Annotated in this window: 24 protein-coding genes; 11 read left to right on the top strand and 13 right to left on the bottom strand. The window is 58.1% G+C overall.

All coding sequences use genetic code 11. The annotated features are described in order from the left end of the window. Positions 1-10 precede the first annotated feature (10 nt). Entirely contained in the window at positions 11-325 is a 315-nt protein-coding gene (locus AEP_RS19485) for an antibiotic biosynthesis monooxygenase family protein (protein ID WP_430962578.1), read from the bottom strand. A gap of 22 nt (positions 326-347) precedes the next feature. Then, positions 348-2,810 (bottom strand): UvrD-helicase domain-containing protein, encoded by a 2,463-nt coding sequence (locus AEP_RS19480; protein ID WP_087497439.1) that lies wholly within the window; start codon positions 2,808-2,810, stop codon positions 348-350. Positions 2,811-3,032: 222 nt separating this feature from the next. Between AEP_RS19480 and AEP_RS19475 the strand changes: the two genes are divergently transcribed. The 3 genes from AEP_RS19475 (at position 3,033) to AEP_RS19465 (ending at position 6,932) form a co-directional block, all read left to right on the top strand. Continuing rightward, positions 3,033-4,010 (top strand): GMP reductase, encoded by a 978-nt coding sequence (locus AEP_RS19475; RefSeq protein ID WP_087496927.1) that lies wholly within the window; start codon positions 3,033-3,035, stop codon positions 4,008-4,010. 106 nt (positions 4,011-4,116) lie between these two features. Next, on the top strand, positions 4,117-4,986 hold the full coding sequence (locus tag AEP_RS19470) for an NAD(P)-dependent oxidoreductase (RefSeq protein WP_087496926.1): 870 nt from the start codon (positions 4,117-4,119) through the stop codon (positions 4,984-4,986). Positions 4,987-5,135: 149 nt separating this feature from the next. After that, positions 5,136-6,932, top strand: coding sequence for an IS1/IS1595 family N-terminal zinc-binding domain-containing protein (locus AEP_RS19465; protein WP_157673234.1), 1,797 nt, complete (start codon positions 5,136-5,138; stop codon positions 6,930-6,932). Here AEP_RS19465 and AEP_RS19460 read toward each other — a convergent pair. Then, positions 6,929-7,504, bottom strand: coding sequence for a hypothetical protein (locus AEP_RS19460; protein WP_157673233.1), 576 nt, complete (start codon positions 7,502-7,504; stop codon positions 6,929-6,931). The two genes, AEP_RS19465 and AEP_RS19460, sit on opposite strands and share 4 nt — an antisense overlap. A gap of 64 nt (positions 7,505-7,568) precedes the next feature. On the opposite strand from AEP_RS19460, the gene AEP_RS19455 reads away from it, so the two are divergent. Both AEP_RS19455 and AEP_RS19450 read left to right on the top strand, forming a co-directional pair. Continuing rightward, on the top strand, positions 7,569-7,769 hold the full coding sequence (locus tag AEP_RS19455) for a hypothetical protein (protein WP_087496923.1): 201 nt from the start codon (positions 7,569-7,571) through the stop codon (positions 7,767-7,769). Continuing rightward, entirely contained in the window at positions 7,762-8,223 is a 462-nt protein-coding gene (locus tag AEP_RS19450) for a hypothetical protein (RefSeq protein ID WP_087496922.1), read from the top strand. The genes AEP_RS19455 and AEP_RS19450 overlap by 8 nt, the downstream gene beginning before the upstream one ends. A gap of 9 nt (positions 8,224-8,232) precedes the next feature. On the opposite strand, the gene AEP_RS19445 is transcribed toward AEP_RS19450, so the two are convergent. Next, on the bottom strand, positions 8,233-8,535 hold the full coding sequence (locus tag AEP_RS19445; protein ID WP_087496921.1) for a hypothetical protein: 303 nt from the start codon (positions 8,533-8,535) through the stop codon (positions 8,233-8,235). A gap of 491 nt (positions 8,536-9,026) precedes the next feature. Here AEP_RS19445 and AEP_RS20905 point away from each other — a divergent pair, with 491 nt between their 5' ends. Further along, positions 9,027-9,557: a hypothetical protein gene (locus AEP_RS20905; RefSeq protein ID WP_198301865.1), complete on the top strand. Its 531-nt coding sequence runs from the start codon at positions 9,027-9,029 to the stop codon at positions 9,555-9,557. A 142-nt stretch (positions 9,558-9,699) separates the two neighbouring features. Here the strand turns inward: AEP_RS20905 and AEP_RS19435 are convergent, their stop codons facing one another. Both AEP_RS19435 and orn read right to left on the bottom strand, forming a co-directional pair. Next, positions 9,700-11,613: a DEAD/DEAH box helicase gene (locus tag AEP_RS19435; protein WP_087496920.1), complete on the bottom strand. Its 1,914-nt coding sequence runs from the start codon at positions 11,611-11,613 to the stop codon at positions 9,700-9,702. Positions 11,614-11,850: 237 nt separating this feature from the next. Further along, complete coding sequence (gene orn / locus AEP_RS19430; RefSeq protein WP_087496919.1) at positions 11,851-12,432, bottom strand: oligoribonuclease; 582 nt, start codon at positions 12,430-12,432, stop codon at positions 11,851-11,853. Between the two features lie 36 nt (positions 12,433-12,468). Between orn and AEP_RS19425 the strand changes: the two genes are divergently transcribed. The 3 genes from AEP_RS19425 to rsgA are packed head-to-tail and all read left to right on the top strand — an operon-like array spanning position 12,469 to position 15,076. Continuing rightward, positions 12,469-13,782: a M48 family metallopeptidase gene (locus AEP_RS19425; RefSeq protein WP_198301864.1), complete on the top strand. Its 1,314-nt coding sequence runs from the start codon at positions 12,469-12,471 to the stop codon at positions 13,780-13,782. A 12-nt stretch (positions 13,783-13,794) separates the two neighbouring features. Beyond that, positions 13,795-14,136, top strand: coding sequence for a 4a-hydroxytetrahydrobiopterin dehydratase (locus tag AEP_RS19420; protein ID WP_087496917.1), 342 nt, complete (start codon positions 13,795-13,797; stop codon positions 14,134-14,136). Between the two features lie 10 nt (positions 14,137-14,146). Continuing rightward, on the top strand, positions 14,147-15,076 hold the full coding sequence (gene rsgA / locus AEP_RS19415) for a ribosome small subunit-dependent GTPase A (RefSeq protein WP_232459880.1): 930 nt from the start codon (positions 14,147-14,149) through the stop codon (positions 15,074-15,076). A 34-nt stretch (positions 15,077-15,110) separates the two neighbouring features. Here rsgA and AEP_RS19410 read toward each other — a convergent pair whose 3' ends face one another. From AEP_RS19410 to rpsP, 6 genes are all read right to left on the bottom strand, one after another. Continuing rightward, a complete protein-coding gene (locus AEP_RS19410) occupies positions 15,111-16,028 on the bottom strand; it encodes a cobalamin biosynthesis protein (protein ID WP_087496915.1) in 918 nt (305 codons plus the stop codon). Between the two features lie 29 nt (positions 16,029-16,057). After that, a complete protein-coding gene (locus AEP_RS19405) occupies positions 16,058-16,747 on the bottom strand; it encodes a CoA pyrophosphatase (RefSeq protein WP_087496914.1) in 690 nt (229 codons plus the stop codon). Between the two features lie 70 nt (positions 16,748-16,817). Further along, on the bottom strand, positions 16,818-17,192 hold the full coding sequence (gene rplS, locus AEP_RS19400; protein ID WP_087496913.1) for a 50S ribosomal protein L19: 375 nt from the start codon (positions 17,190-17,192) through the stop codon (positions 16,818-16,820). Positions 17,193-17,305: 113 nt separating this feature from the next. Then, a complete protein-coding gene (gene trmD / locus AEP_RS19395; RefSeq protein WP_087496912.1) occupies positions 17,306-18,052 on the bottom strand; it encodes a tRNA (guanosine(37)-N1)-methyltransferase TrmD in 747 nt (248 codons plus the stop codon). Between the two features lie 10 nt (positions 18,053-18,062). Next, positions 18,063-18,626 (bottom strand): ribosome maturation factor RimM, encoded by a 564-nt coding sequence (rimM, locus tag AEP_RS19390; RefSeq protein WP_087496911.1) that lies wholly within the window; start codon positions 18,624-18,626, stop codon positions 18,063-18,065. Between the two features lie 54 nt (positions 18,627-18,680). Continuing rightward, positions 18,681-18,932 carry a 30S ribosomal protein S16 gene (gene rpsP, locus AEP_RS19385; RefSeq protein WP_087496910.1) on the bottom strand — a complete coding sequence of 84 codons (252 nt, stop codon included), beginning with the start codon at positions 18,930-18,932 and terminating at the stop codon, positions 18,681-18,683. A gap of 130 nt (positions 18,933-19,062) precedes the next feature. On the opposite strand from rpsP, the gene AEP_RS19380 reads away from it, so the two are divergent. Next, positions 19,063-19,596: a GNAT family N-acetyltransferase gene (locus AEP_RS19380; protein WP_087496909.1), complete on the top strand. Its 534-nt coding sequence runs from the start codon at positions 19,063-19,065 to the stop codon at positions 19,594-19,596. Further along, a complete protein-coding gene (locus tag AEP_RS19375; protein WP_087496908.1) occupies positions 19,593-20,060 on the top strand; it encodes an NINE protein in 468 nt (155 codons plus the stop codon). Before AEP_RS19380 ends, AEP_RS19375 begins: the two co-directional genes overlap by 4 nt. Here AEP_RS19375 and AEP_RS19370 read toward each other — a convergent pair. Beyond that, positions 20,041-21,051, bottom strand: coding sequence for an inorganic phosphate transporter (locus tag AEP_RS19370; protein ID WP_087496907.1), 1,011 nt, complete (start codon positions 21,049-21,051; stop codon positions 20,041-20,043). The two genes, AEP_RS19375 and AEP_RS19370, sit on opposite strands and share 20 nt — an antisense overlap. Between the last annotated feature and the right edge of the window lie 8 nt (positions 21,052-21,059).

The following is a 21,059-nucleotide window of genomic DNA, read 5'->3' as shown; positions in this document are numbered from 1 at the left end:
GCGAGCGCTATCAGAGCGCGTAGTCCCGCTCGACTTTGGCAATGCGAGTCTTGAAGGCTGCGTACCATTTTTCGTGGCCCAACTGCTGCGCGACCTGGTGCTCGGCATGGGCCTTCCAGGCGCGGATGGACTCGAGATCTTTCCAGTACGACACGGTGATACCCAGCCCGTCGCGCGCGGACTCTACGCCCAGAAAACCGGGCTGCTGCGCGGCGAGCGCCACCATCTTTTCGGCCATGTCGCCATAGCCCTCATCGACGGCGGTACGCAGGCTGGTGAAGATGACGGCGTAGTACGGCGCCGGTGGGGTGTTCGCAATGTCCAGGCTCATCGGGGTCTCCAAAAAGTCAAGGTACCGGCGTGAGCTTGGCCACGCTCAGCGCCAGCCACTTGGTGCCGTGGCGGGGGAAGTTGATCTGTGCGCGTGCATCGTCACCCGCACCTTCCAGGGTGAGCACCATGCCCTCGCCGAATTTGGCATGAAACACTTTTTGCCCCTTGCGCAGGCCGGTGGGCTCCTCTTTGCGCACCACTTCCTTCTGCGGGGCGGAATACGCGCCAAATGTGCTTCCAGCGCCCGTGGAATATGCGCGAACTGCTCCTGAATTCGTAGCATATCCTCCGCCACCCCAGCTGTTGCCGGACCCGCCGCCATAGCTTCCTCCGCCAAAACCGCCGCCCATGCCACCACCTGCGGGCATCGCCTGCTGCTTGGGGGTGAGGTACTTCAGGCATTCCTCGGGCAGCTCGTCAAAGAAGCGGCTCTTGAGGTTGTAGCGCGTCTGCCCGTGCAGCATGCGCGTCTGCGAGTGGCTGAGATACAGGCGCTTGCGCGCGCGGGTGATGGCCACGTAGGCCAAGCGGCGCTCTTCTTCCAGCCCGTCATGGTCGCTCATGGAGTTTTCGTGGGGAAACAAGCCCTCTTCCATGCCGGTGATGAACACGCAGTCGAACTCCAGGCCCTTGCTGGAGTGCACGGTCATGAGCTGGATGGCGTCCTGCCCTGCAGCGGCCATGTTGTCGCCCGCTTCCAGCGCGGCGTGGGTCAGGAAGGCTTGCAAGGGAGAGAGGGTTTCGCCGGTGTCGCCGAATTCATCGGGTGCTGCATCCGTGCCGGTCATCAAGGCCTCGCCACTCAAACCCTGGCTGGCAGGGCTCTGGCTCAGCAAGGCCTCGGGGCTGCTGACCAGCGGCGCCATGCCGGGGGCTTCGCGGCCGAAGCCCTCTTGCATCACAAAGCTCTCGGCGGCGTTGACCAATTCGTCCAAGTTCTCGACGCGGTCTTCGCCTTCGCGCTCGTTGCGGTAGTGCTCCAGCAGGCCGCTGTGCTCCAGCATCAGCTTGATGATGTCTTTGAGGTTCAGGTCGGCAGTCTGCTCGCGCATGACATCGAGCTTGGCCACAAAGCCGGCAATCACGGCGCCGGGGCGGCCGGTCAGCGTGCTCACTGCGTCGTGCAGCGAGCAGCCCGTTGCCTTGGCCAGGTCTTGCAACTGCTCGATGCTGCGCGCACCGATGCCGCGCGCCGGAAAGTTGACCACCCGCAAAAAGCTGGTGTCGTCGTTGGGGTTCTCCAAGAGGCGCAGATACGCCAGCGCGTGCTTGATTTCAGCCCGCTCGAAGAATCGCAGGCCGCCATACACGCGGTAAGGAATGCCGGCGTTGAACAGCCCGGTTTCAATCACGCGGCTTTGCGCGTTGCTGCGGTAGAGCACGGCAATCTCGGAGCGCGGCACATCGTCGCGGATGAGCTGTTTCATCTCATCCACCATCCACTGCGCCTCGGCAAAGTCGCTGGGCGCCTCGTACACCCGTACCGGCTCGCCGGCGCCCTGCTCGGTGCGCAGGTTTTTGCCCAAGCGGCGGCTGTTGTGGCTGATGAGCGCGTTGGCGCTGTCCAGAATGTTGCTGTAGCTGCGGTAGTTTTGCTCCAGCTTGATCTGCTGGCGCACCGCGAACTCGCGCACAAAGTCCGTCATGTTGCCCACCCGCGCACCGCGGAAGGCGTAAATGCTCTGGTCGTCATCGCCCACCGCCAGCACCGAGCCAGCACCCGCATCACTGCCGCCCTGCCCCACACCGGCAATCATCTTGATCCAGGCGTATTGCAGCTTGTTGGTGTCTTGAAACTCGTCGATCAGGATGTGGCGAAAGCGCCGCTGGTAGTGCTCGCGGATGGGCGCGTTGTCGCGCAGCAGTTCGTAACTGCGCAGCATCAGCTCGCCAAAGTCCACCACGCCTTCGCGCTGGCACTGGTCTTCGTAGAGCTGGTAAATCTCGATTTTCTTGCGGGTGTCCGGGTCACTGGCCACCACGTCTTTGGGGCGCAGCCCCTCTTCCTTGCAGTTGCCGATGAACCAGGCCATCTGCTTGGGCGGAAAACGCTCATCGTCAATCTTGTATTGCTTGCACAGGCGCTTGATGGCGCTGAGCTGGTCTTGCGTATCCAGGATCTGGAAGGCCTGTGGCAAGCCGGCATTTTTGTAATGCGCACGCAGGAAGCGGTTGCACAGGCCGTGAAAGGTGCCAATCCACATGCCCCGCACGTTCACCGGCAACATGGCGGAGAGACGCGTCATCATTTCCTTGGCCGCCTTGTTGGTAAAGGTGACCGCCAAGATGCCGCCGGGTGAGACATAGCCGTTCTGCAAGAGCCAAGCGATGCGGGTGGTAAGCACCCGCGTTTTGCCAGAACCTGCCCCCGCCAGAATGAGCGCGTGCTCGGCAGGCAGGGTCACAGCGGCCAGCTGCTCCGGGTTCAGGTTGTGTAACAGGGGGGGAGTGGAGCCAGCGGCGGCGAAAGAATGCATGGGGTGATTGTAGAAAGGCGGCGAGCCCACACCCGCGGCATACACGATTCCCTTGTGCGCCACATTTTGGCGGCCATAAGCAAATTCATATACCGCGCCGGCCGCAACCTTTCTACAATCAAGCACCGGGCCCAAGCAATTGGCACCCGGTTTTTTTATGGCCGGTGCCAGTCCAAGTGCTCAGTGTTTTGTATTGAAACTTTGGATAGGAGCTTGGGAACCATGGAAATTTTTGACTACGACAACATCCTCTTGCTGCCCCGCAAATGCCGGGTGGAGAGCCGTTCTGAATGCGATGCCGGCGTCGAGCTGGGCAGCCGCAAATTCCGCCTGCCGGTAGTACCCGCCAACATGAAAACCGTGGTGGACGAGTCCATCTGCGAATGGCTGGCGCGCAATGGCTACTTTTACGTGATGCACCGCTTTGATCTGGACAACGTGAAGTTTGTGCAGGAGATGCACGCCAAGGACCTGTTTGCCTCCATTTCGCTGGGTGTGAAGAAGCCGGACTACGCCACGGTGGACCAACTGGTCGCCCTGGGCCTGACACCCGAGTACATCACCATCGACATCGCCCACGGCCATGCCGACAGCGTGCGCGACATGATCATCTACCTCAAGAAACACCTGCCCGGCAGCTTTGTGATTGCCGGCAACGTAGCCACCCCCGAAGCGGTGATTGACCTGGAAAACTGGGGTGCGGACGCCACCAAGGTCGGCGTGGGCCCGGGCAAGGTCTGCATCACCAAGCTCAAGACAGGTTTCGGCACCGGCGGCTGGCAGCTCAGCGCGCTCAAGTGGTGTGCCCGTGTAGCCACCAAGCCCATCATTGCCGACGGTGGCATCCGCAGCCATGGTGACATTGCCAAGAGCATCCGCTTCGGCGCCAGCATGGTCATGATCGGCTCCCTGTTTGCTGGCCACGAAGAGTCGCCCGGCAAAACGGTGGAAGTCGATGGCGCCATGTTCAAGGAGTACTACGGCTCGGCCAGCGACTTCAACAAGGGCGAATACAAGCACGTTGAAGGCAAGCGCATCCTGGAACCCATCAAGGGCAAGCTGGCCGATACGCTGATTGAAATGGAGCAGGACGTGCAAAGCTCCATCAGCTATGCCGGTGGCAAGAAACTCATGGACATCCGCAAGGTGAACTACGTGACCCTGGGCGGCGACAACGCGGGCGAACATCTGCTGATGTAAGCCGCTGCGGTGAAGGCTGTCAGCACCTCGACAGCCTTCACGGTACAAACCCTCTCCCCCCCTCACGGGGCGGCGCTATTCTCAGGTGCAGGAGCACACTGACACCATGAAAATAGCACTTCTCGGCATCGGTCTCATGGGGTTTCCCATGGGGCGCCGCCTTTGTGAAGCCGGCCACACTGTCCACGTCTGGAACCGTACCCCCGCCAAAGCGGAACGCCTCATCGCATTCGGCGCCATCGTTCACCCCACAGCCGCCCATGCCGTCGCTGAGGCCGACATGGTCATCACCATGCTGGACCACGGCGGCATCGTCAGCCACGTGTTGTTTGAATTGGGCGCGGCAGACGCCATCAAACAGGGGACACTGCTGGTGGACATGTCTTCCATCAAACCCGTAGAAGCCCGCGACCATGCCGCCCGCCTGAGCGAGCGCGGTGTGGACTATCTGGATGCACCTGTCTCCGGCGGCACGCTGGGGGCAGAGCAAGGTACGCTGGCCATCATGGCCGGTGGCAAGGCCACCAACTTCGAGCGCGCCATGCCGGTGCTCAAAATCTTCGGCCGCCCCACCCATGTGGGGCCCATCGGCTCCGGCCAACTTACCAAGCTGGCCAACCAGATGATCGTGGGCGCCACCATCGGCATCGTGGCCGAAGCCCTGCTTCTGTGTGAACGCGGCGGTGCCAATATGGGCAAGGTGAAAGAAGCCATCACCGGCGGTTTTGCGGACAGCCGCATCCTGCAGGTCCACGGCCAGCGCATGGTAGATCGCGACTTTGCACCCCGCGCCCGCATGACCGTGCAAATCAAGGACCTGCGTAACGCCTTGGCCACGGCCTCTGAGGTGGGCTTTGATGCGCCGATTACTACCTTGTTTGAAAAGTTATATGCCGAAGGCATCGAGCACGGCCTGTCCGAACTGGACCACGCCGGCTTGTTTGTGGAACTGGCCAGCCGTAACGGCATGTCCTGACACACCACCATCACCGGTCTGCACAACGCCAAGTGCCGACGTAAAAAAGCCCCGCCGGCTCGCGCCTAGCCGGTGGCTTAAAGTGTTGACGATTTTGGCTTGATTACCTAAGATGCCCTCTGAACCGCAACGGTTTAGAGGGCTTTTTCTTGTCGAAGATTTCTCCGGCAGGTTACCGCTTCCCCGAGCCCTTCTCGGGGGTCCAGGTCAACTTCTGCAAAAACATCAAATGCGCGGCTTTTGGAGTCCAAGAGACGCTCAATCGCGTTCGTAGGCCCAAAGGAACAAGTTCTCAAGCTGGCGACTACATCCGGGCCAGCAGCAATCGGGATAACGCGCGCATGGTGTGTGGAATGTGTGGCAGCAAGAATCCATTGCGCAGTAACGAGGCCATCGCCCAGGAATTAGGCCGGCTGTCCGCGCATATCTTCGATGCCAAGCAGACCTGCTGCCCGAACGATGTCTGCACCAGCCGTAAGGTTCCGGTAGAGACGCCGGGCTTCTACGTGCGCAATGGCAAAACGCCATCAGGAACCCCTCGCTGGCGCTGTAACGCCTGCCGTAAGACCTTTGCGGGCGCAGCCGCCCCACATGCCCGCCAACGAAAGCCTCACAAGAATCGGGAGGTGTTCGCGCTCCTCATGAACAAGATGCCGCTCAAGCGTATCTCCGAGGTAACGGGGCTGGACCCTAAAAGCGTCTACGGCAAGATAGCCCTCATTCACCGCCAATGCATGGCTTTCGCAGGAAAGCGAGAGCAACAACTGGTGCAGGGGATGGCGCTGCCCTCCATGTACATTGCGCTGGACCGCCAGGTGCACAACGTCAATTGGTCGACTCGCAAGGACCGGCGTAACGTCGCCTTGACCGCGGTAGCCAGTGCGGACCTGACCTCGGGTTATGTCTTCGGCTTTAACGTGAACTTTGACGCTGCGATGGACGCGAACAAGGTAGAGGCGGAAGCTACCTTGAATGGCGATTTAGGGGAGTACGAAGCCTACCGGAAGTTTGCCCGGGTCTGGCTGTCGTCTGACTACGAAGCCGCTGTAGAGGACTCCAAGCTTCGAAAGTCCAAGTCCAAGCGCTACAAGTCCGCGGCCTTCGAGGAAGGCCTAGAGGAAGACATCCACGCACACTACGAGGACGCCCAGGCTCGGGAAGATATCGAAGCAGAAGACGCTAGTACAGAAACGACCCTCCCAAGCAAAGGCGTGCAAATCAAGGACCAATACACCTTGCACGGCCACTTCCACCTGCTTGCTACCTTGCTGCAGAACGCGGAGAAGGTGCGCTGTTACATGGACCAGGACAGCGGCATGCGCGCGGCTTTCTTAGGCGCCTTTGCCGAGCGCGTGAAGCAGCGAACCGCCGACGCTTGGTTTGTGTCTGTCATGAAGGAGGCAACCGTTAACCAGAAAGAGGCCGCGGTTGCCAGGGCAAAGGCACGGATGCGAGACATCGCCGCAGCGTATCCCGGAGTGGAAGACGAGCACCTTCGACTGCTGATGATGAAGATAGAGATGGCCAACCCCGTAGAGATGGGTGTCTACAAGGACCTCTGGGTGAACCACCCTATGCCTAACATGAGTGAACCCGCTAAAAAGGTCTGCTGGCTCACTGATATGGGCGACTACGAAGAAGACCATCAAGCCCGGCTGTACCTGAAGGCCAGTCTGCATGCCGTCGACCGGTTCTTCATGCAGGCCCGACGACGGCTATCGCTTGCAGAGCGGTCCATCCACACCGCCAGCTCTGAAGGCCGCACTTGGTATGGATACAGCGCCTACAACCCGGAGAATCTGGCTAAAGCGTTGGAGATATTTAGGGTTTTCTACAACTACTGCAAGCCGGGAGACGATAAGCAAACGCCGGCCATGCGGCTGGGACTGGCAAAGGCGCCTATAGCGCTAGAGGACATTCTGTACTTCCAACGAAACTTTGCTTAAGGCTCAGTTCTTGTGAATACATCCATCATTTGATGGAGTCTTTCGTTTACAAGGTTCCGGTACGCTTGGTCGGACCCTTCCAGGTCCCTTGTAAATTGCATGACCCCGTCCAAAAAAGCGTCAATTAGATAATTGACTTCAATGCAAATCAAAGCTGGATTAACGGGGTCAAAGTAGACAGTCTTAGGCCCACCTGCGCAAATCGCAATTTGTCGAGTGACTTCGCCGTCCACGTGAAGTTTTGCTTCAGTTCCGTACTTGTGCAACATAGCACACCGAGCCGCGTATAGCTCCATGCCGGTTACTACAGTTGCTCCTTGCAAGACCACGTATTTTTCGACCCAATCTGCAAAAACCTTTCTGCTCGAGTCTTTTGTTCCGGGCTTCATCGCTAAGTAACTAACTTGGTCCATCCCGCTGTAGAGAAGTATCAAGGCTGCCCTGATAAGCCCTTGGTTTCTGACTTCGTGAAGCTCCAAGCAGATACCCTTTGTGAGTACAGAAATTATCGGATGTTCTCTTTGAGGACTCATGGACGCTCCAGTAGTTGAAACTATGTGTAGCAGTCCCATTTAGCCTTTTGTCACTACATTTGTCGTGACATAGATTCGCCACTATGGTAGAATGAGTTCTTACATGGCCCAAAAAGACAAGTACTTTTCGATGCGGATAGAAGACGGCACACGCCAAGCGTTGGCGGAGATTGCTGCGCGAAGTAACAAGACGGCTAGCGCCATGGTTGCACACCTCGTCTTGAAAGAAGCAAAGCGCCTAGGTGTGAAGGTAGGGGCAGAGCCGGCGAACAACGACAAGAAGAAGGAGAACGGGGATGGCTGAGCTGAAGACAAATTTGCTGACTGAGGCGGACATTCAAGAGATAACAGAATTTGGGGTGCCTGAGGAGGAAAGAGACGATTTGATAAAACGCGGCGATGACGAGCTTGTAGTGCTAACACTAAAGGGAGTCCAGTATTACTCGCTGTCGGGACATCGATGGGGCGTTGAAGTACCCCTGTCGAATACATGCACAGCGTCTGTGTTTGAGGAGTTTGAGGACCAAATCCTAGAAGCAGTAATCCAAGAATCCGACCACACACTTGCATTGCAGCACTCTAGGTTAAGTGAGGCATCTCCCCTCAAAGAGACGATTGGAGAATATCTCTACGGCACAAAGAACTCTTGGAATGACTCAATTGCCAGACGAGTCGAGTTTGCAGCTAGCGGGGGTACGGTTGTAGGCGCAAACTTTAAACAGAAAGGCCACCGCAGTTTAAGCAGTGGCCTGAAATGAGGTTCTCGATTACCGGATAAGTCGGTCAAGTCTACGTTTCCAGGCTTGTAGGCTTTTACGATAACTAGCATCCGCAAGTTTTCCTTCCTCGGAGGTGTCTAGAAAGGGTGTGGTACGCCCAATTTCTTCCTCGACCTCTCGAAGTAGTGAGAGCAAAGCTCTTTTGTCCTTTTCTTTCCTCGCGTCATAAAACGCGACCTTAAGGGCATCTTTATCAAGTACGTGATAGACGCGTGCTTGACGTGTCAGCCGGACAAATACCTCGGTCGCGACACTACGCTCAGCGTGATACATCGGCATTGGTTCTGCCATCTTGTCTCCAAATTAACGCCCCTTGCGGGGCAGCAATCCAGCTAGAAAGCTGGGGTTCGCCCCGAATTTCGGGATGGGAAGTTCTTTTGGAATTCCTGAAGAGGTATAGCTACGTTGGCGGCTAAACTGCGCTGAAACAAGACAAACCAAAGAGGGACTGCGGATGCTCGATAGATTGAAGTGCCTTAAGATGCGAGGCTCCTTTGACTAGCGGAGACTTACGCGTTGTCACGTGGAACTGCAATGGAGCACTTCGGAAGAAGTGGCAGCCGCTGGCGGCTCTAAAAGCAGACGTCTACGTGGTCCAGGAGTGCGAGGACCCCGACCAGACAAAGGACGACACTTACAAGACGTGGGGCGCGAATCATCTTTGGACAGGGGCGAACAAGAACAAGGGGCTGGGAGTCTTCGCCAGCCCGGGGCTCTCGCTTAAGGCAGTCCCCCTGCAGATAGCCCCGTTGGAGCTGTTTCTCCCTTGCTTGGTAGCGGATGTGCCACTGCTAGCGACCTGGACCAAGCAGGCCAACTCCCCGAACTTCGGATACATCGGTCAGCTGTGGAAGTTTCTGCAGGCTCACAGGTCCTTCCTGGCTGAGCCGCAATCGCTGCTCATAGGCGACCTCAATAGCAACACCATCTGGGACGAATGGGACCGATGGTGGAACCACTCTGACGTTGTGCGCGAGCTGGCGGAACTTGGGTTGGAGAGCTGCTACCACCGGCATTTCTCGGAGGTGCAAGGCAAGGAGACTCGTCCTACCTTCTTTCTGCACCGCAATCCTTTGAAGCCGTATCACATTGACTATGGCTTTGCTGGCCCCCTGTGGACGGTACAAGACGTAGAAATCGGAGATAAGGCAGACTGGCTGGCAGAAAGCGACCATCTTCCGGTTGTTTTTGACCTAACCCGCAAGGGCGCCAGGGAGGTTCCCGGTCTGAGCGCACGGGAAGAAGCCCTGCTGAGCGGCATCAACTCTTCGGGGAGCTTCGCCCTAGAAGAAGTTCTAAAGCGTCACGGCTAACAAGCACCAATAAGAAAACCGCACCTCAGGGATGAGATGCGGCTTGAGAATTAGCCCTAAGGCCGAGCCTTGGCCATCAACACTTTAAGCCAACGGCTAGGGCTCGCGCCGCGGGGCTTTTTGTTATCTGCCGTTTGGCAAATTAGTCGAAGTTGCGTGCGGGACGCTTCTTGGCATCACGGGGGACAAAGACCTTGCCGCCGTTACCGGGCTTGGCAAAACCTGCGGGCTTGCCGAAGGCCGGCTTGCGCGCTGCGAAGTCGCCACGCGGTGCACCGAAGTCACCGCGAGGGGCGCCGAAATCGCCACGGGGTTGGAAGTCACCACGGGGAGGACGTGCATCACCGCGGGGCGCATCGCCACGGGGAGCGCCCTGGCCGGCAAAGCGGTCGTTGAAGCCGCCCTTGCGCTCGTAGCTGAAGCCTTCGCGGGAAGCGCCACCGAAGTCACGGGAGTTTTCACCGAAACCACGGTTGCCGCCGCCTTCAGGGCGTCCGCCGAAACCGCGCACTGCGCCATAACCTTCACGGGGAGCGCCATCACGCTGACCACCGCCGAAGCCGCCTTCACGTGGGCCGCCGAATTTGCGTTCGCGAGGCTGGAAGTCGCCACCGCGGCCACGACCACCGAAGCTGGGGCGGGACTCAGGAGCGCGCTGCTGGGGTTCCAGGCCGGGAATAGTCTCTGGCTTGATGGGCTGGCGGCTGTAAGCCTCGATGTCAAAAATCTTGCGACGGTCGCGGAACTCGGCGAATGTCACTGCCAGACCATCACGGCCTGCACGACCGGTACGTCCGATACGGTGGGTGTAGTCCTCAGCCTTCATGGGCAAACCGAAGTTGAACACGTGAGTGATGGTGGGCACGTCGATACCGCGGGCTGCCACATCGGTAGCCACCAGAATCTGGACCTGACCTTGGCGCAAGGCCATCAGGCGACGGTTACGCAGGCCTTGGCTCAGGGCGCCGTGCAGGGCCACAGCGGAGAAGCCGTCTTGCTGCAAGTCGTTGGCCAAACCATCGCACTCGATCTGAGTGCTGGCAAACACAACCGCCTGGTTGATGGTGGTGTCACGCAGCCAGTGGTCCAGCAGCTTGCGCTTGTGTTGGGCGTTGTCAGCCCAGAACAGCACTTGCTTGATGTTGGCGTGCTTTTCCTGGGGGCTGTCGATGGTCACGCGCTGGGGTTCGCGCATCACACGGGCAGCCAGTTGCTGGATGCGTGGTGCGAAGGTCGCGCTGAACATCATGGTCTGCTTGCGGTCGATGGTGAGCTGGTTGATTTCAGCCAGGTCATCGGCAAAGCCCAGGTCCAACATGCGGTCGGCTTCGTCCACCACCAGGAACTGAACTTGGTCCAGCTTGATTTGCATGGAGCGTTGCAGATCCAGCAAACGGCCGGGAGTGGCCACCACGAGATTGGCGTTTTGCAGCTTGGCGATTTGCAACTGGTAAGGCATGCCGCCCACGATGTTGGCGACGCGCAGGCCACGGCAGTGCTGCACCAGGTCAATCGCGTCGTGCGCCACTTGCTGGGCCAGTTCGCGTGTGGGGCAAACAATCAGGGCGCCAGGAGTAGGTGCCTTGAAATTGCGGGGGTTGGTGGGGTCCTTGCGCTTGGCACGCTTGGGAGCGGGCTCGCCTTTGGCGGCTGCATCAGCGCAGGCTTGTTCGTACTCAGCGCGCTCAGCTTCTTCAGCTTCGGCTTGCTGGGTCAACAAGGTGTGCAACACGGGCAACAAGAATGCGGCAGTCTTGCCGGAACCTGTCTGGCTGGACACCATCAGGTCGACAAACTTGCCGGCCTTCTCGGATCCCACACCAGCCATTGCCAGAGGGATAGCCTTTTGCTGCACGGTGGTAGGTTGTGTGTAGCCCAGGTCTTTACAGGCTTGCACCAAAGCGGGTGCCAGACCCAGTTCCACGAAACCGTTGGGGGCTTCGGGAGCGGCGGCTTCCACAGCCTCAGCAGGCACGTTGGATTCCACAGAAGTTGCGGAAACGGAAAGGTTTTCGGCAGGCGCGAATTCGCCTGTCACTTCAAAAGCGTCAGTCATATTTTTTCTCACACGAAAGCGCTGCAGGTTGTGCGGCTGCTCCGTCAATGGTTAAAAAACATCAACCATCAAACGGAACCTGCTCTGACCCGCAAAGGGGTGTGTTTCAGTGCTGGGGGCGTATATCGCTTTTGAAAAGCGTGCCCGGTGAATGAAGGGAGATGTACAAATCTCGCAAGCCGCCAACGTGGCGTTACCTGCGAAGCCCTCGATTATGGCACGAATTCGGGTTTCTACCTAATTTAATTTCAAAAAGTGCTCACGGTAGTGTGCTAACTCTTCGATGGACTCATTCACATCGGCCAAGGCCGTGTGTTTCTGCTGCTTTTTGAATGAATCAGCGACCTCGGGCTTCCAACGCTTTGCCAGCTCCTTGAGGGTGCTCACATCCAGGTTACGGTAGTGGAAAAAAGCCTCCAGCTTGGGCATGTACTTGACGAGAAAACGACGGTCCTGGCCGATAGTGTTGCCGCACATGGGTGAAGCGCCAGCGGGCACATAGGGGGTCAGGAAGGCAATCAGGGCAGCCTCTGCTTCGGCTTCTGTAACTGTAGAAGCCTTGACCTTGTCGATCAGGCCACTCTTCCCGTGGGTGCCCTTGTTCCAAGCATCCATTTTGTCGAGCTGGGCATCGGACTGATGAATGACGAACACCGGGCCTTCGACCCGCTGACCAAGGTGCGGGTCGGTCACGATGACGGCGATTTCCAACAAACGGTCGGTCTCCGGCTCCAGTCCTGTCATTTCGCAGTCCAACCAGACCAGGTTTTTATCGGATTTGATGAGCACGGGCGCAATGGGGGAGTTTGATTCAGCCATGCCGCCATTGTCGCTGATGACCTAAACTCTGCCGCCATGCAAGACACCCCGTTTGAATTCTCGCCGTCCCTGTGGATGACCATCTTTTTCGCCATCACGCTGGTCGCCAGCGTGATGCTGAAATTCTGGCTGGCCACTAGGCAGGTGCGCCATGTAGCCCGCCACCGCGACTCAGTGCCTGCGGCATTCGCCAAGCACATCGCACTGGCAGACCATCAGAAAGCTGCGGACTACACCATCGCGCAGGCACGCTTGGGGCTGCTGGAGCTGGCATGGGGCACTGCCGTACTGATGGGCTGGACCCTGTTGGGCGGCTTGCACGCGCTGAACCAGACCTTGCTGGCATGGTTCGACGGTCGATTCAGCAGCGCCCTGCCGCAACAACTGGCCTTGTTGGTGGGCTTTTCCGTCATCGGCTCGGTGATCGACTTGCCCTTTTCTTTGTATCGCACCTTTGTGCTGGAGCAGCGTTTCGGATTCAACCGCATGACCGCCAAACTCTGGCTGGTCGATGCGGTCAAAGGCCTGTTTTTCAGCGCGCTCATCGGTCTGCCTCTGGCGGCTTTGGCCTTGTGGGTTATGGGTGCCACCGGCAGTCTGTGGTGGCTGTGGACCTGGAGCCTCTGGATGGGTTTCAGTCTGTTGATGATGCTGGTATACCCCACCTGGATTGCACCGCTGTTCAACCAGTTCAAGCCCCTGGAAGACGCTACCTTGAAAGAACGCGTATCCGCCCTGATGGCCCGCTGCGGCTTCACCTCCAAGGGGTTTTATGTGATGGACGGCAGCAAACGCAGTGCCCACGCCAACGCGTACTTCACCGGCTTCGGTGCCTCCAAGCGTGTGGTGTTTTATGACACCTTGCTGGCGCAGTTGAACCCGGACGAAGTGGATGCTGTGCTGGCCCATGAGCTCGGGCACTTCAAACACGGCCACATTGCCAAACGCATGGTGTCCCTGTTCGGCCTCAGCCTGCTGGCGTTTGCGCTGCTGGGCTGGGTCAGCCAGCAGGCTTGGTTTTACACCGGTCTGGGGGTAGGCCCAAACATGGCAGGTAGCAACGATGCGCTGGCACTGCTCTTGTTCATGATGGTCCTGCCGCTGGCAGGCAGCTTCACCGGCCCTTTGTTTGCCCAGCTCTCCCGCAAGCATGAATTCGAAGCGGATGCGTACGCCGTGGCCCACGCCAACGGTGCGGCGCTGTCATCCGCGCTGCTCAAGCTTTACAAGGACAATGCGTCTACCCTCACCCCCGATCCGGTGTACGTGAAGTTTTACTATTCACACCCACCGGCACCGGAGCGGCTGGCCCGCATGCCTGCAGCCACACCCGTCATTGCCACTGCTTGAATTGACAAAAATATGCCTTCAGGACCCGTCAGAACTGCGCTAACAGCTACACAAATCATTGCAAGCCTCGCCAAAACCGAGGGCTGGAAGCTCTACGGTGACGGCGCGGATGTCGCCATAGAAAAGACCTATCGCTTCGAGAACTTTCTCAAGACCATGGCTTTTGTGAACGCGATTGCGTACATCGCGGAGCAGCAGGATCATCACCCCGAACTGTTGCTCACTTACAGCAGCTGCAGCGTACGCTTCAACACCCATGACGTGCAGGGCGTATCGCGGTCTGACTTTGAATGCGCCGCCCTGATAGATGCACTCATCAGCGCACCCGCCAGCATTACAGGTGCCAGCACATGAGTACCGCCCTTTGAATCAGCACCTGCTTGAACCGGGCTTGGTCGTGGCAGGACACGGCCGCCATGTGTGGGTCGAAACACCCGATGGCCGGCGCCTGATCTGCCACCCGCGCGGGAAGAAAAGCGTGACGGTGGTAGGCGACCAGGTGCTCTGGAAAGCCACGCAGGATGAAGGCACCATAGAGAAGGTGCTGCCCCGGCGTAACCTGTTTTACCGGCAGGACGAAATCCGCACCAAGTCATTTGCCGCGAACCTCGACCAGGTGCTGATCCTGATTGCTGCAGAACCCGAGTTTTCTGAGAGCCAGCTGTCACGGGCCTTGATTGCCGCAGAGGCCGAGCGAATCCGGCCCATCATCGCCTTGAACAAGAGCGATCTGGCAGAACCCTTCGGACGCGCATGGGACCGGCTGGGAATCTACCGCGACATGGGCTACACCCTGCTGCCCTTGGCACTCAAGCCCAAGGCGGAGGGTGCGCCTGCGACCGAACTGGCGCTGTTGCTGGAGCTCATGCAAGGCAAAACCACGCTGGTGCTCGGCCCCTCAGGCTCCGGAAAAAGCACGCTGATCAACCGTCTGCTGCCGCATGCTGACGTGTTGACCAATGAAATTTCGACCGCCCTGAACTCGGGCAAACACACGACTACCAGCACCAGTCTGTATTGGGTGGACGAGGCCAAAACCACGGCGGTGATTGACTCGCCGGGCTTCCAGGAGTTCGGACTCAATCACATTGACCCCATGCATCTGGCCGGCCTCATGCCAGACATCAAGGCCCACGCGGGCGACTGCAAGTTTTACAACTGCAGCCATCTGCATGAACCCGGCTGCGGTGTATTGAATCAAATGAAAGAGGCCCCTGGCGCCGGTGGAATCAGCGCGAATCGCTACAAAATTTATAGCGATTTATTTGCAGAGTTATCTCAGAGCCGGTACTAGCCCGGAATAAGTGCCGGTCTGAGCTTGACTGTATCTAGCCTATCAGGCGCGCCGTCGAAAGCAGTGCCAGAAACACCATCCACATCACGACAGTGCGCCAGACAAGGCCCACTACCGCACGCAAGTGCGCGGGCTCGGGTGTGAGAGCGCTGCTGTCCATTTCCTCGCCGAGGCGGACATTCACAGCACCCGCTGTGGCAGCCAATACCACGCCATCGTTGTCCAAGGGATGCACGGCCTCATGGCGACGCCAGCTGTCGACCGCATCCTCAAAACTTCCAACAAAGGCAAAACTCAGGGCGGTAACACGGGCCGGAAGCCAGTCAATGGCTTCCCATGCACGCAAGGCCCGCTCTCGCACGGCGTCGCTTACCGGTGGCAGCTCAGGCTTAACTGGGCGTTTGGCAAACACGGCCAAGTATTCGGTAACGCGATAGAACACTGCGCCGGCAGGGCCCAAACCCAAGGCTGCGAGGATGGAATACCAGACAAAAACGCCGAACACATGTCGGTGGGCACTCAAGACAGAGTGCTCAATCACATGCCGGACAATTTCACTACGGGGCAGTTCGCTGGCGTCCATGCGCTTCCAACGGGCCAGCGCTGCACGGGCAGCGACCTCGTCGCCCGCCAGTAAAGCATCGCGAATCTGAGTGAAATGGTGGCTGAACTGCCGGAAGCCAAGGGTGGCGTAAAGAATCATCACATTCCACACCGCAGCAGCAATCCAGCCCAATTGCCAGAGCAACAGCCAATGCACCGCCAGTACCAGCAGCGCAGGCCCCAAGGCTGCCAAAGACCAGGCCAACCAGGCATGCGGCTTGGCACCTGCATCGAAATTGCGCAGCACCCAACGCACCCAGTTACGTACCGTGTTGTGTACCGGATTGATCTGCGGCAGGGGCTTGGCCTGTTCCAGCAACAGCGCCAGCAAGATGGAGATAAAGCTCATGGAACTATCATACCCAGCGATGCACCGGCTCAGGCACGTAGAAACTGGTAGAAGTTGCGCAAAATGCCCGCCGTGGCGCCCCAGATAAACCACTCGATCCCCTGTTCGCTATACGGCATGGAGTACCACTCCCGGCTCGCACCCTCCCACTCCACACGGTGGCGGCGGTGATTGGCCGGGTTCATCAAAAAGCCCAAAGGCACCTCAAACACATGAGCCACTTCGTCTGGATTGGGCGTCAGTTGGATAGAAGGCTCCACCAGCGCAACGACCGGTGTCACGATAAATGCGCTACCCGTGGTGTAGTGCGGCAGACTCCCCAGCACTTCGACCGATGAGGGGGGCAAGCCCACCTCTTCTTGCGCTTCGCGCAGCGCAGTGGCAACTGCGTCCACATCGGTAGCATCCGCCTTGCCACCAGGAAACGCAATTTGCCCCGAATGGCTGGACAGGTGAGCAGTACGCTGTGTGAGCAACACCATGGGCTGATCCCGCAAAACAATCGGAATCAGAACCGATGCGTGCGAGGGCTCCCGCTCAGAAAACTTGTGCTCCGTCCTGAGCTCGGGAGACCACACCGGGGGCAGCCTGAAGCGCTGGCGCAAAGCGTCCGCTGCCAAGTCGGCAGGGGGGACTGCGGTGAGATGGCTGTCCACGCCTACCACGGGGACTTGGAGTGGATCAAAAGCCGGCAGGGTTCGGGTGGACTTGGTGGTCAATTTGGAATCCCATGAAAAAAGCCGCCACAGCTTGTCACCGGGGCGGCTTTCACGAAGAGCTTGCGGCAGATTACGCTGCAGTCTTCTTTGCTGGCAGCTTTTCCTTGATACGAGCAGACTTGCCGCTACGGTCACGGAGGTAGTACAGCTTGGCACGGCGCACGTCACCACGACGCTTGACTTCGATGCTGGCGATCAGAGGGGAGTAGGTTTGGAATGTACGTTCCACGCCTTCGCCGCTGGAGATCTTGCGCACGATGAAGCCGCTGTTCAGGCCACGGTTACGCTTGGCGATAACCACGCCTTCGTAAGCCTGCACGCGCTTACGGTTACCTTCAACCACATTCACGCTCACGATGACGGTGTCACCGGGTGCGAATTCAGGGATTGTTTTGCCGAGGCGGGCGATTTCTTCCTGCTCGAGCGCTTGGATGATGTTGCTCATAGTTTCCTTCGTGATCTTGCTCGCGCCGGCACCGGAATTGGCGCCAATATCAGAGCCTTGAGGCTTGTTATCTGGCCGGGCAGAGGATCGGTTAGCCCACTATTATAGCAAGTTCAATCTTTAGGATGCAAAAGACGTTCTTCAGCAGCGGTAATGTGGCCCTGGGCTCTCGCTTTGTCGAGGATGTCAGGCCGGTGCAAAGCCGTCAGTTGCAAACGCTGGGCACGCCGCCATTCTTCAATCCGCGCATGATGTCCGGACATCAGCACGGGCGGCACAGGCACGCCTGACCACTCTTCCGGACGGGTGTAATGCGGGCAATCCAACAGACCATCGAGTGCGGGATTGAAACTGTCCTGGTGATGGCTATCAGCGTCTGACAATACACCGGGCTGCAAGCGCGCCACTGCATCCAGGAGTGCCATGGCCGCGATTTCTCCACCGGACAACACAAAGTCACCCAGGCTGATCTGCTGATCCACATACTTATCGATGAAGCGCTGATCAATACCCTCGTAGCGGCCACACAGCAAAATCGCGCCCGCACTGCGGGACCATTGCTCGACTGCGCCATGGTGTAGCGGTGCCCCGATGGGCGAGAACAACACGACAGGAACAGTATCCTGACGCTGAGCCCGGATCGCCAAAAGCGCAGCCTCCAGAGGCTCAGCCATCATCACCATACCAGGACCTCCGCCGAAAGGCCGGTCATCAACCCTACGGTAATTGCCAGACGCAAAATCGCGGGGATTGTGAAGATGCACATCTACCAAGGCACTCTCGTACGCCCGGCGTGTGATGCCTGCTGTCAGCAAGGGCCCAAACAGCTCAGGGAAAAGCGTGATGATGTCGAAGCGCACTGCAGGCGCCTCAATAGTCGAGTTGCCAGTCCACGTGGATGGTCTTGTCGGTCAGGCTAACGTCGTCCACATAAGCAGAGACGAAGGGGATCATCCGTTCGACCGGTTTGTCATCCTGCATGGCCTCAATGACCAAGACAGTTTGCGGGCCGGTTGACATCAACTCACGGACGATGCCGAGCGCTTGGGCTTCGCGATTGACGACTTGCAGACCGATGAGATCGACCCAATAAAACTCATCTGCGGCAGCTTTGGGAAATGTCGCGCGAGAGATGAAGATGCGGGAGCCTTTGAGGGCTTCGGCCCCATTCCTGTCATCAATGCCGGCCGCGCAGGCAACCACCGAATCAGAATGGACTTTGGATTCTTTGATGGCCATCAGCGCTGTGCCGGAAAAAGGCTTGGTACCTTTTTCAGTGGGCAGCAGATACCACTGACGTGCAGAAAAGAGTGCTTCAGGATTGGCACTGTAGGGCAGGACTTTGAACCAGCCCTTGATACCCCAAGCGTCCGCAATGCGACCGACTTCGATGGCGTCTGCCGGCAATTCGGCGACTTCGAGTCCTGTGAGCATGGGTGGGAATATCAACCGGCGTACGGGCGCATTCGCCGCACGCCGGCTAAACCATTAAGCAGCTTTTTTGGCGGCTTGGTTGATCAGGCGTTCCACGGTAGGAGATGCCTGTGCGCCAACGCCCTTCCAGTAGGTCAAGCGGTCTTGCGCAATACGGATGCTTTCTTCGTTTTCCTTGGCGATAGGGTTGTAGAACCCGATACGCTCGATGAAGCGGCCGTCGCGACGGGTGCGCTTGTCAGCAACAACAATATTGAAAAACGGGCGGGCTTTTGCACCACCACGAGCGAGTCGAATGACGACCATGATTTATCCTTTGGGCAGCTGAGAGAATTCAGCCTAAGTATTCAAAGTTCGATTCAAAGTTTGAGACACGCAACTGACCACCCGGCCAGTGACACTCTGAATAGCCCTCCATTATACCGTTTTCTCATTCATGACCAAAATCCGACCCAGTACCGAATCCGATATCAGCGCTGTTACTGCCATTTATGCACACCATGTGCTGACAGGCACCGGTACTTTTGAGACCACGCCGCCCAGCGAAAGTGACATGCAGGGACGACGGGCCGACGTCCTTTCCAAAGGACTGCCCTACCTGGTGGCAGAAGTAGACGGAGGGGTCATAGGTTTCGCCTATTGCAATTGGTTCAAGCCACGGCCCGCTTACCGCTTTTCCGCGGAAGACTCCATTTACCTCGCTCCGAACGCACACGGTAAGGGACTTGGAAAACTCTTGCTCATTGAACTGATGTCGCAAGCAGAGCGCTGTGGAGTTCGCAAGTTGATTGCGGTTATCGGCGACTCCGCCAACGCTGGCTCGATTGGTGTACACACCAGCTGCGGCTATGACAAAGTGGGCGTGATTTCAGCCTGTGGCTGGAAGTTCGATCGCTGGCTGGACATCGTGTTGATGGAAAAAACCATTGGAGCCGGCTCATCCACCCCGCCAGTGGATCCTGTCGCATGAAAAACAAAACTGTCGCTATCTGGCTCACGCTGTCGCTGGGGGCCTTGGGCTTGCATCGGCTCTACCTCGGGCGCTACGACTGGATTGCCAAGTTATCACCCATACCTACAATTTTGGGCACCTATGGCGTACTGCGGGCCCGCAATCTGGGGGTAGACGATCAGCTGAGCTGGGCGTTGATCCCTCTGCTGGGCTTCATGCTCGCGGCTTGCGCGCTGAACGCCTTGATTTTCGGACTCATGAGTCTTGAAAAGTGGAACGCCCGGTACAACCCGGAGCAACCCGATAGCCCCCAAGGCGGAACCAATTGGCTCACCGTGGGTGGCTTGATCGTCGCTCTGGGCTTGGGCACCACCATCTTGATGGCGACCCTCGCCTTCAGCATTCAACGCACTTTTGAGTACCAGATGCAAGAAGACAAAGCGCCCGACACGGGCGCGTTGATCAAAAAATCTGCAGACTGACCCAGTAAGCGATTGCCGCGACAAAAGCCGCAGCCGGGATGGTCAACACCCAGGCCCACACAATGTTTCCAGCAACGCCCCAGCGCACTGCACTGGCGCGTTGGGTGGAGCCTACCCCGACGATAGCGCCGGTAATAGTGTGGGTGGTAGATACCGGTATACCCAAAGCAGTGGCAAGGAACAGTGTCATGGCGCCGCCGGTTTCCGCACAGAAGCCGCCCACTGGCTTTAGCTTGGTGATTTTCTGACCCATAGTGCGCACAATCCGCCAGCCACCAAACATGGTGCCGGCTCCAATCGCTATGTAGCAAGACACAATGGTCCAGGTGGGTGGCGCAGCGTCGCTGGCGGAAACATACCCCGTCGCAATCAGCATCATCCAGATGATGCCGATAGTCTTTTGCGCGTCGTTACCGCCATGACCCAGACTGTAAGCACCTGCGCTCAATAGCTGCAAACGCCGGAACCATTTATCGATGCGCGAAGGCCGTGCGCGCCGGAAAATCCAGGCGACTGCCACCATCATCATGGAGCCCAAAGTGAAGCCCAATAGTGGCGACACAAAGATGAACGCTACCGTTTTCATAATGCCGGCGGAGATCAAGGCCCCTGCTCCAGCCTTGGCAATCACCGCGCCGACAATGCCACCAATCAGCGCGTGGGAAGAGCTGCTGGGAATACCGTAGTACCAGGTAATCACGTTCCAGGTAATGGCGCCTACCAACGCACCGAACACCACATGGGTGTCCACGACGCCGGGCTGCACAATGCCTTTGCCCACGGTGGCCGCGACGCTCAGGTGGAAAATGAAAATGGCTATGAAGTTGAAGAAGGCGGCAAAAATCACCGCCTGACCGGGCTTGAGTACCCCGGTGGACACTACGGTCGCAATCGAGTTCGCTGCATCATGAAAACCATTCATGAAGTCGAACATCAGCGCGAGCGCCACCAACAGGGCTACGACCCACAGGGCTGTCTGGACTTGTTCCATCGTATTGA

Origin of the sequence: Curvibacter sp. AEP1-3, from assembly GCF_002163715.1 — a bacterium.
Classification (GTDB): Bacteria; Pseudomonadota; Gammaproteobacteria; order Burkholderiales; family Burkholderiaceae_C; genus Allorhodoferax.
Note: the sequence above shows the minus strand (reverse complement) of the source record. Positions and strands in the feature narration are given on the sequence as shown.

Excerpts from the sequence above, each read along its gene's own strand:
- AEP_RS19480 (WP_087497439.1), bottom strand. The coding sequence starts at position 2,810 with ATGCATTCTTTCGCCGCCGCTGGCTCCACTCCCCCCCTGTTACACAAC.
- AEP_RS19475 (WP_087496927.1), top strand. The coding sequence starts at position 3,033 with ATGGAAATTTTTGACTACGACAACATCCTCTTGCTGCCCCGCAAATGC.
- AEP_RS19470 (WP_087496926.1), top strand. The coding sequence starts at position 4,117 with ATGAAAATAGCACTTCTCGGCATCGGTCTCATGGGGTTTCCCATGGGG.
- AEP_RS19460 (WP_157673233.1), bottom strand. The coding sequence starts at position 7,504 with ATGGGACTGCTACACATAGTTTCAACTACTGGAGCGTCCATGAGTCCT.
- AEP_RS19455 (WP_087496923.1), top strand. The coding sequence starts at position 7,569 with ATGGCCCAAAAAGACAAGTACTTTTCGATGCGGATAGAAGACGGCACA.
- AEP_RS19450 (WP_087496922.1), top strand. The coding sequence starts at position 7,762 with ATGGCTGAGCTGAAGACAAATTTGCTGACTGAGGCGGACATTCAAGAG.
- AEP_RS19445 (WP_087496921.1), bottom strand. The coding sequence starts at position 8,535 with ATGGCAGAACCAATGCCGATGTATCACGCTGAGCGTAGTGTCGCGACC.
- AEP_RS19435 (WP_087496920.1), bottom strand. The coding sequence starts at position 11,613 with ATGACTGACGCTTTTGAAGTGACAGGCGAATTCGCGCCTGCCGAAAAC.
- orn (WP_087496919.1), bottom strand. The coding sequence starts at position 12,432 with ATGGCTGAATCAAACTCCCCCATTGCGCCCGTGCTCATCAAATCCGAT.
- AEP_RS19425 (WP_198301864.1), top strand. The coding sequence starts at position 12,469 with ATGCAAGACACCCCGTTTGAATTCTCGCCGTCCCTGTGGATGACCATC.
- AEP_RS19420 (WP_087496917.1), top strand. The coding sequence starts at position 13,795 with ATGCCTTCAGGACCCGTCAGAACTGCGCTAACAGCTACACAAATCATT.
- AEP_RS19410 (WP_087496915.1), bottom strand. The coding sequence starts at position 16,028 with ATGAGCTTTATCTCCATCTTGCTGGCGCTGTTGCTGGAACAGGCCAAG.
- rplS (WP_087496913.1), bottom strand. The coding sequence starts at position 17,192 with ATGAGCAACATCATCCAAGCGCTCGAGCAGGAAGAAATCGCCCGCCTC.
- rimM (WP_087496911.1), bottom strand. The coding sequence starts at position 18,626 with ATGCTCACAGGACTCGAAGTCGCCGAATTGCCGGCAGACGCCATCGAA.
- rpsP (WP_087496910.1), bottom strand. The coding sequence starts at position 18,932 with ATGGTCGTCATTCGACTCGCTCGTGGTGGTGCAAAAGCCCGCCCGTTT.
- AEP_RS19380 (WP_087496909.1), top strand. The coding sequence starts at position 19,063 with ATGACCAAAATCCGACCCAGTACCGAATCCGATATCAGCGCTGTTACT.
- AEP_RS19375 (WP_087496908.1), top strand. The coding sequence starts at position 19,593 with ATGAAAAACAAAACTGTCGCTATCTGGCTCACGCTGTCGCTGGGGGCC.
- AEP_RS19370 (WP_087496907.1), bottom strand. The coding sequence starts at position 21,051 with ATGGAACAAGTCCAGACAGCCCTGTGGGTCGTAGCCCTGTTGGTGGCG.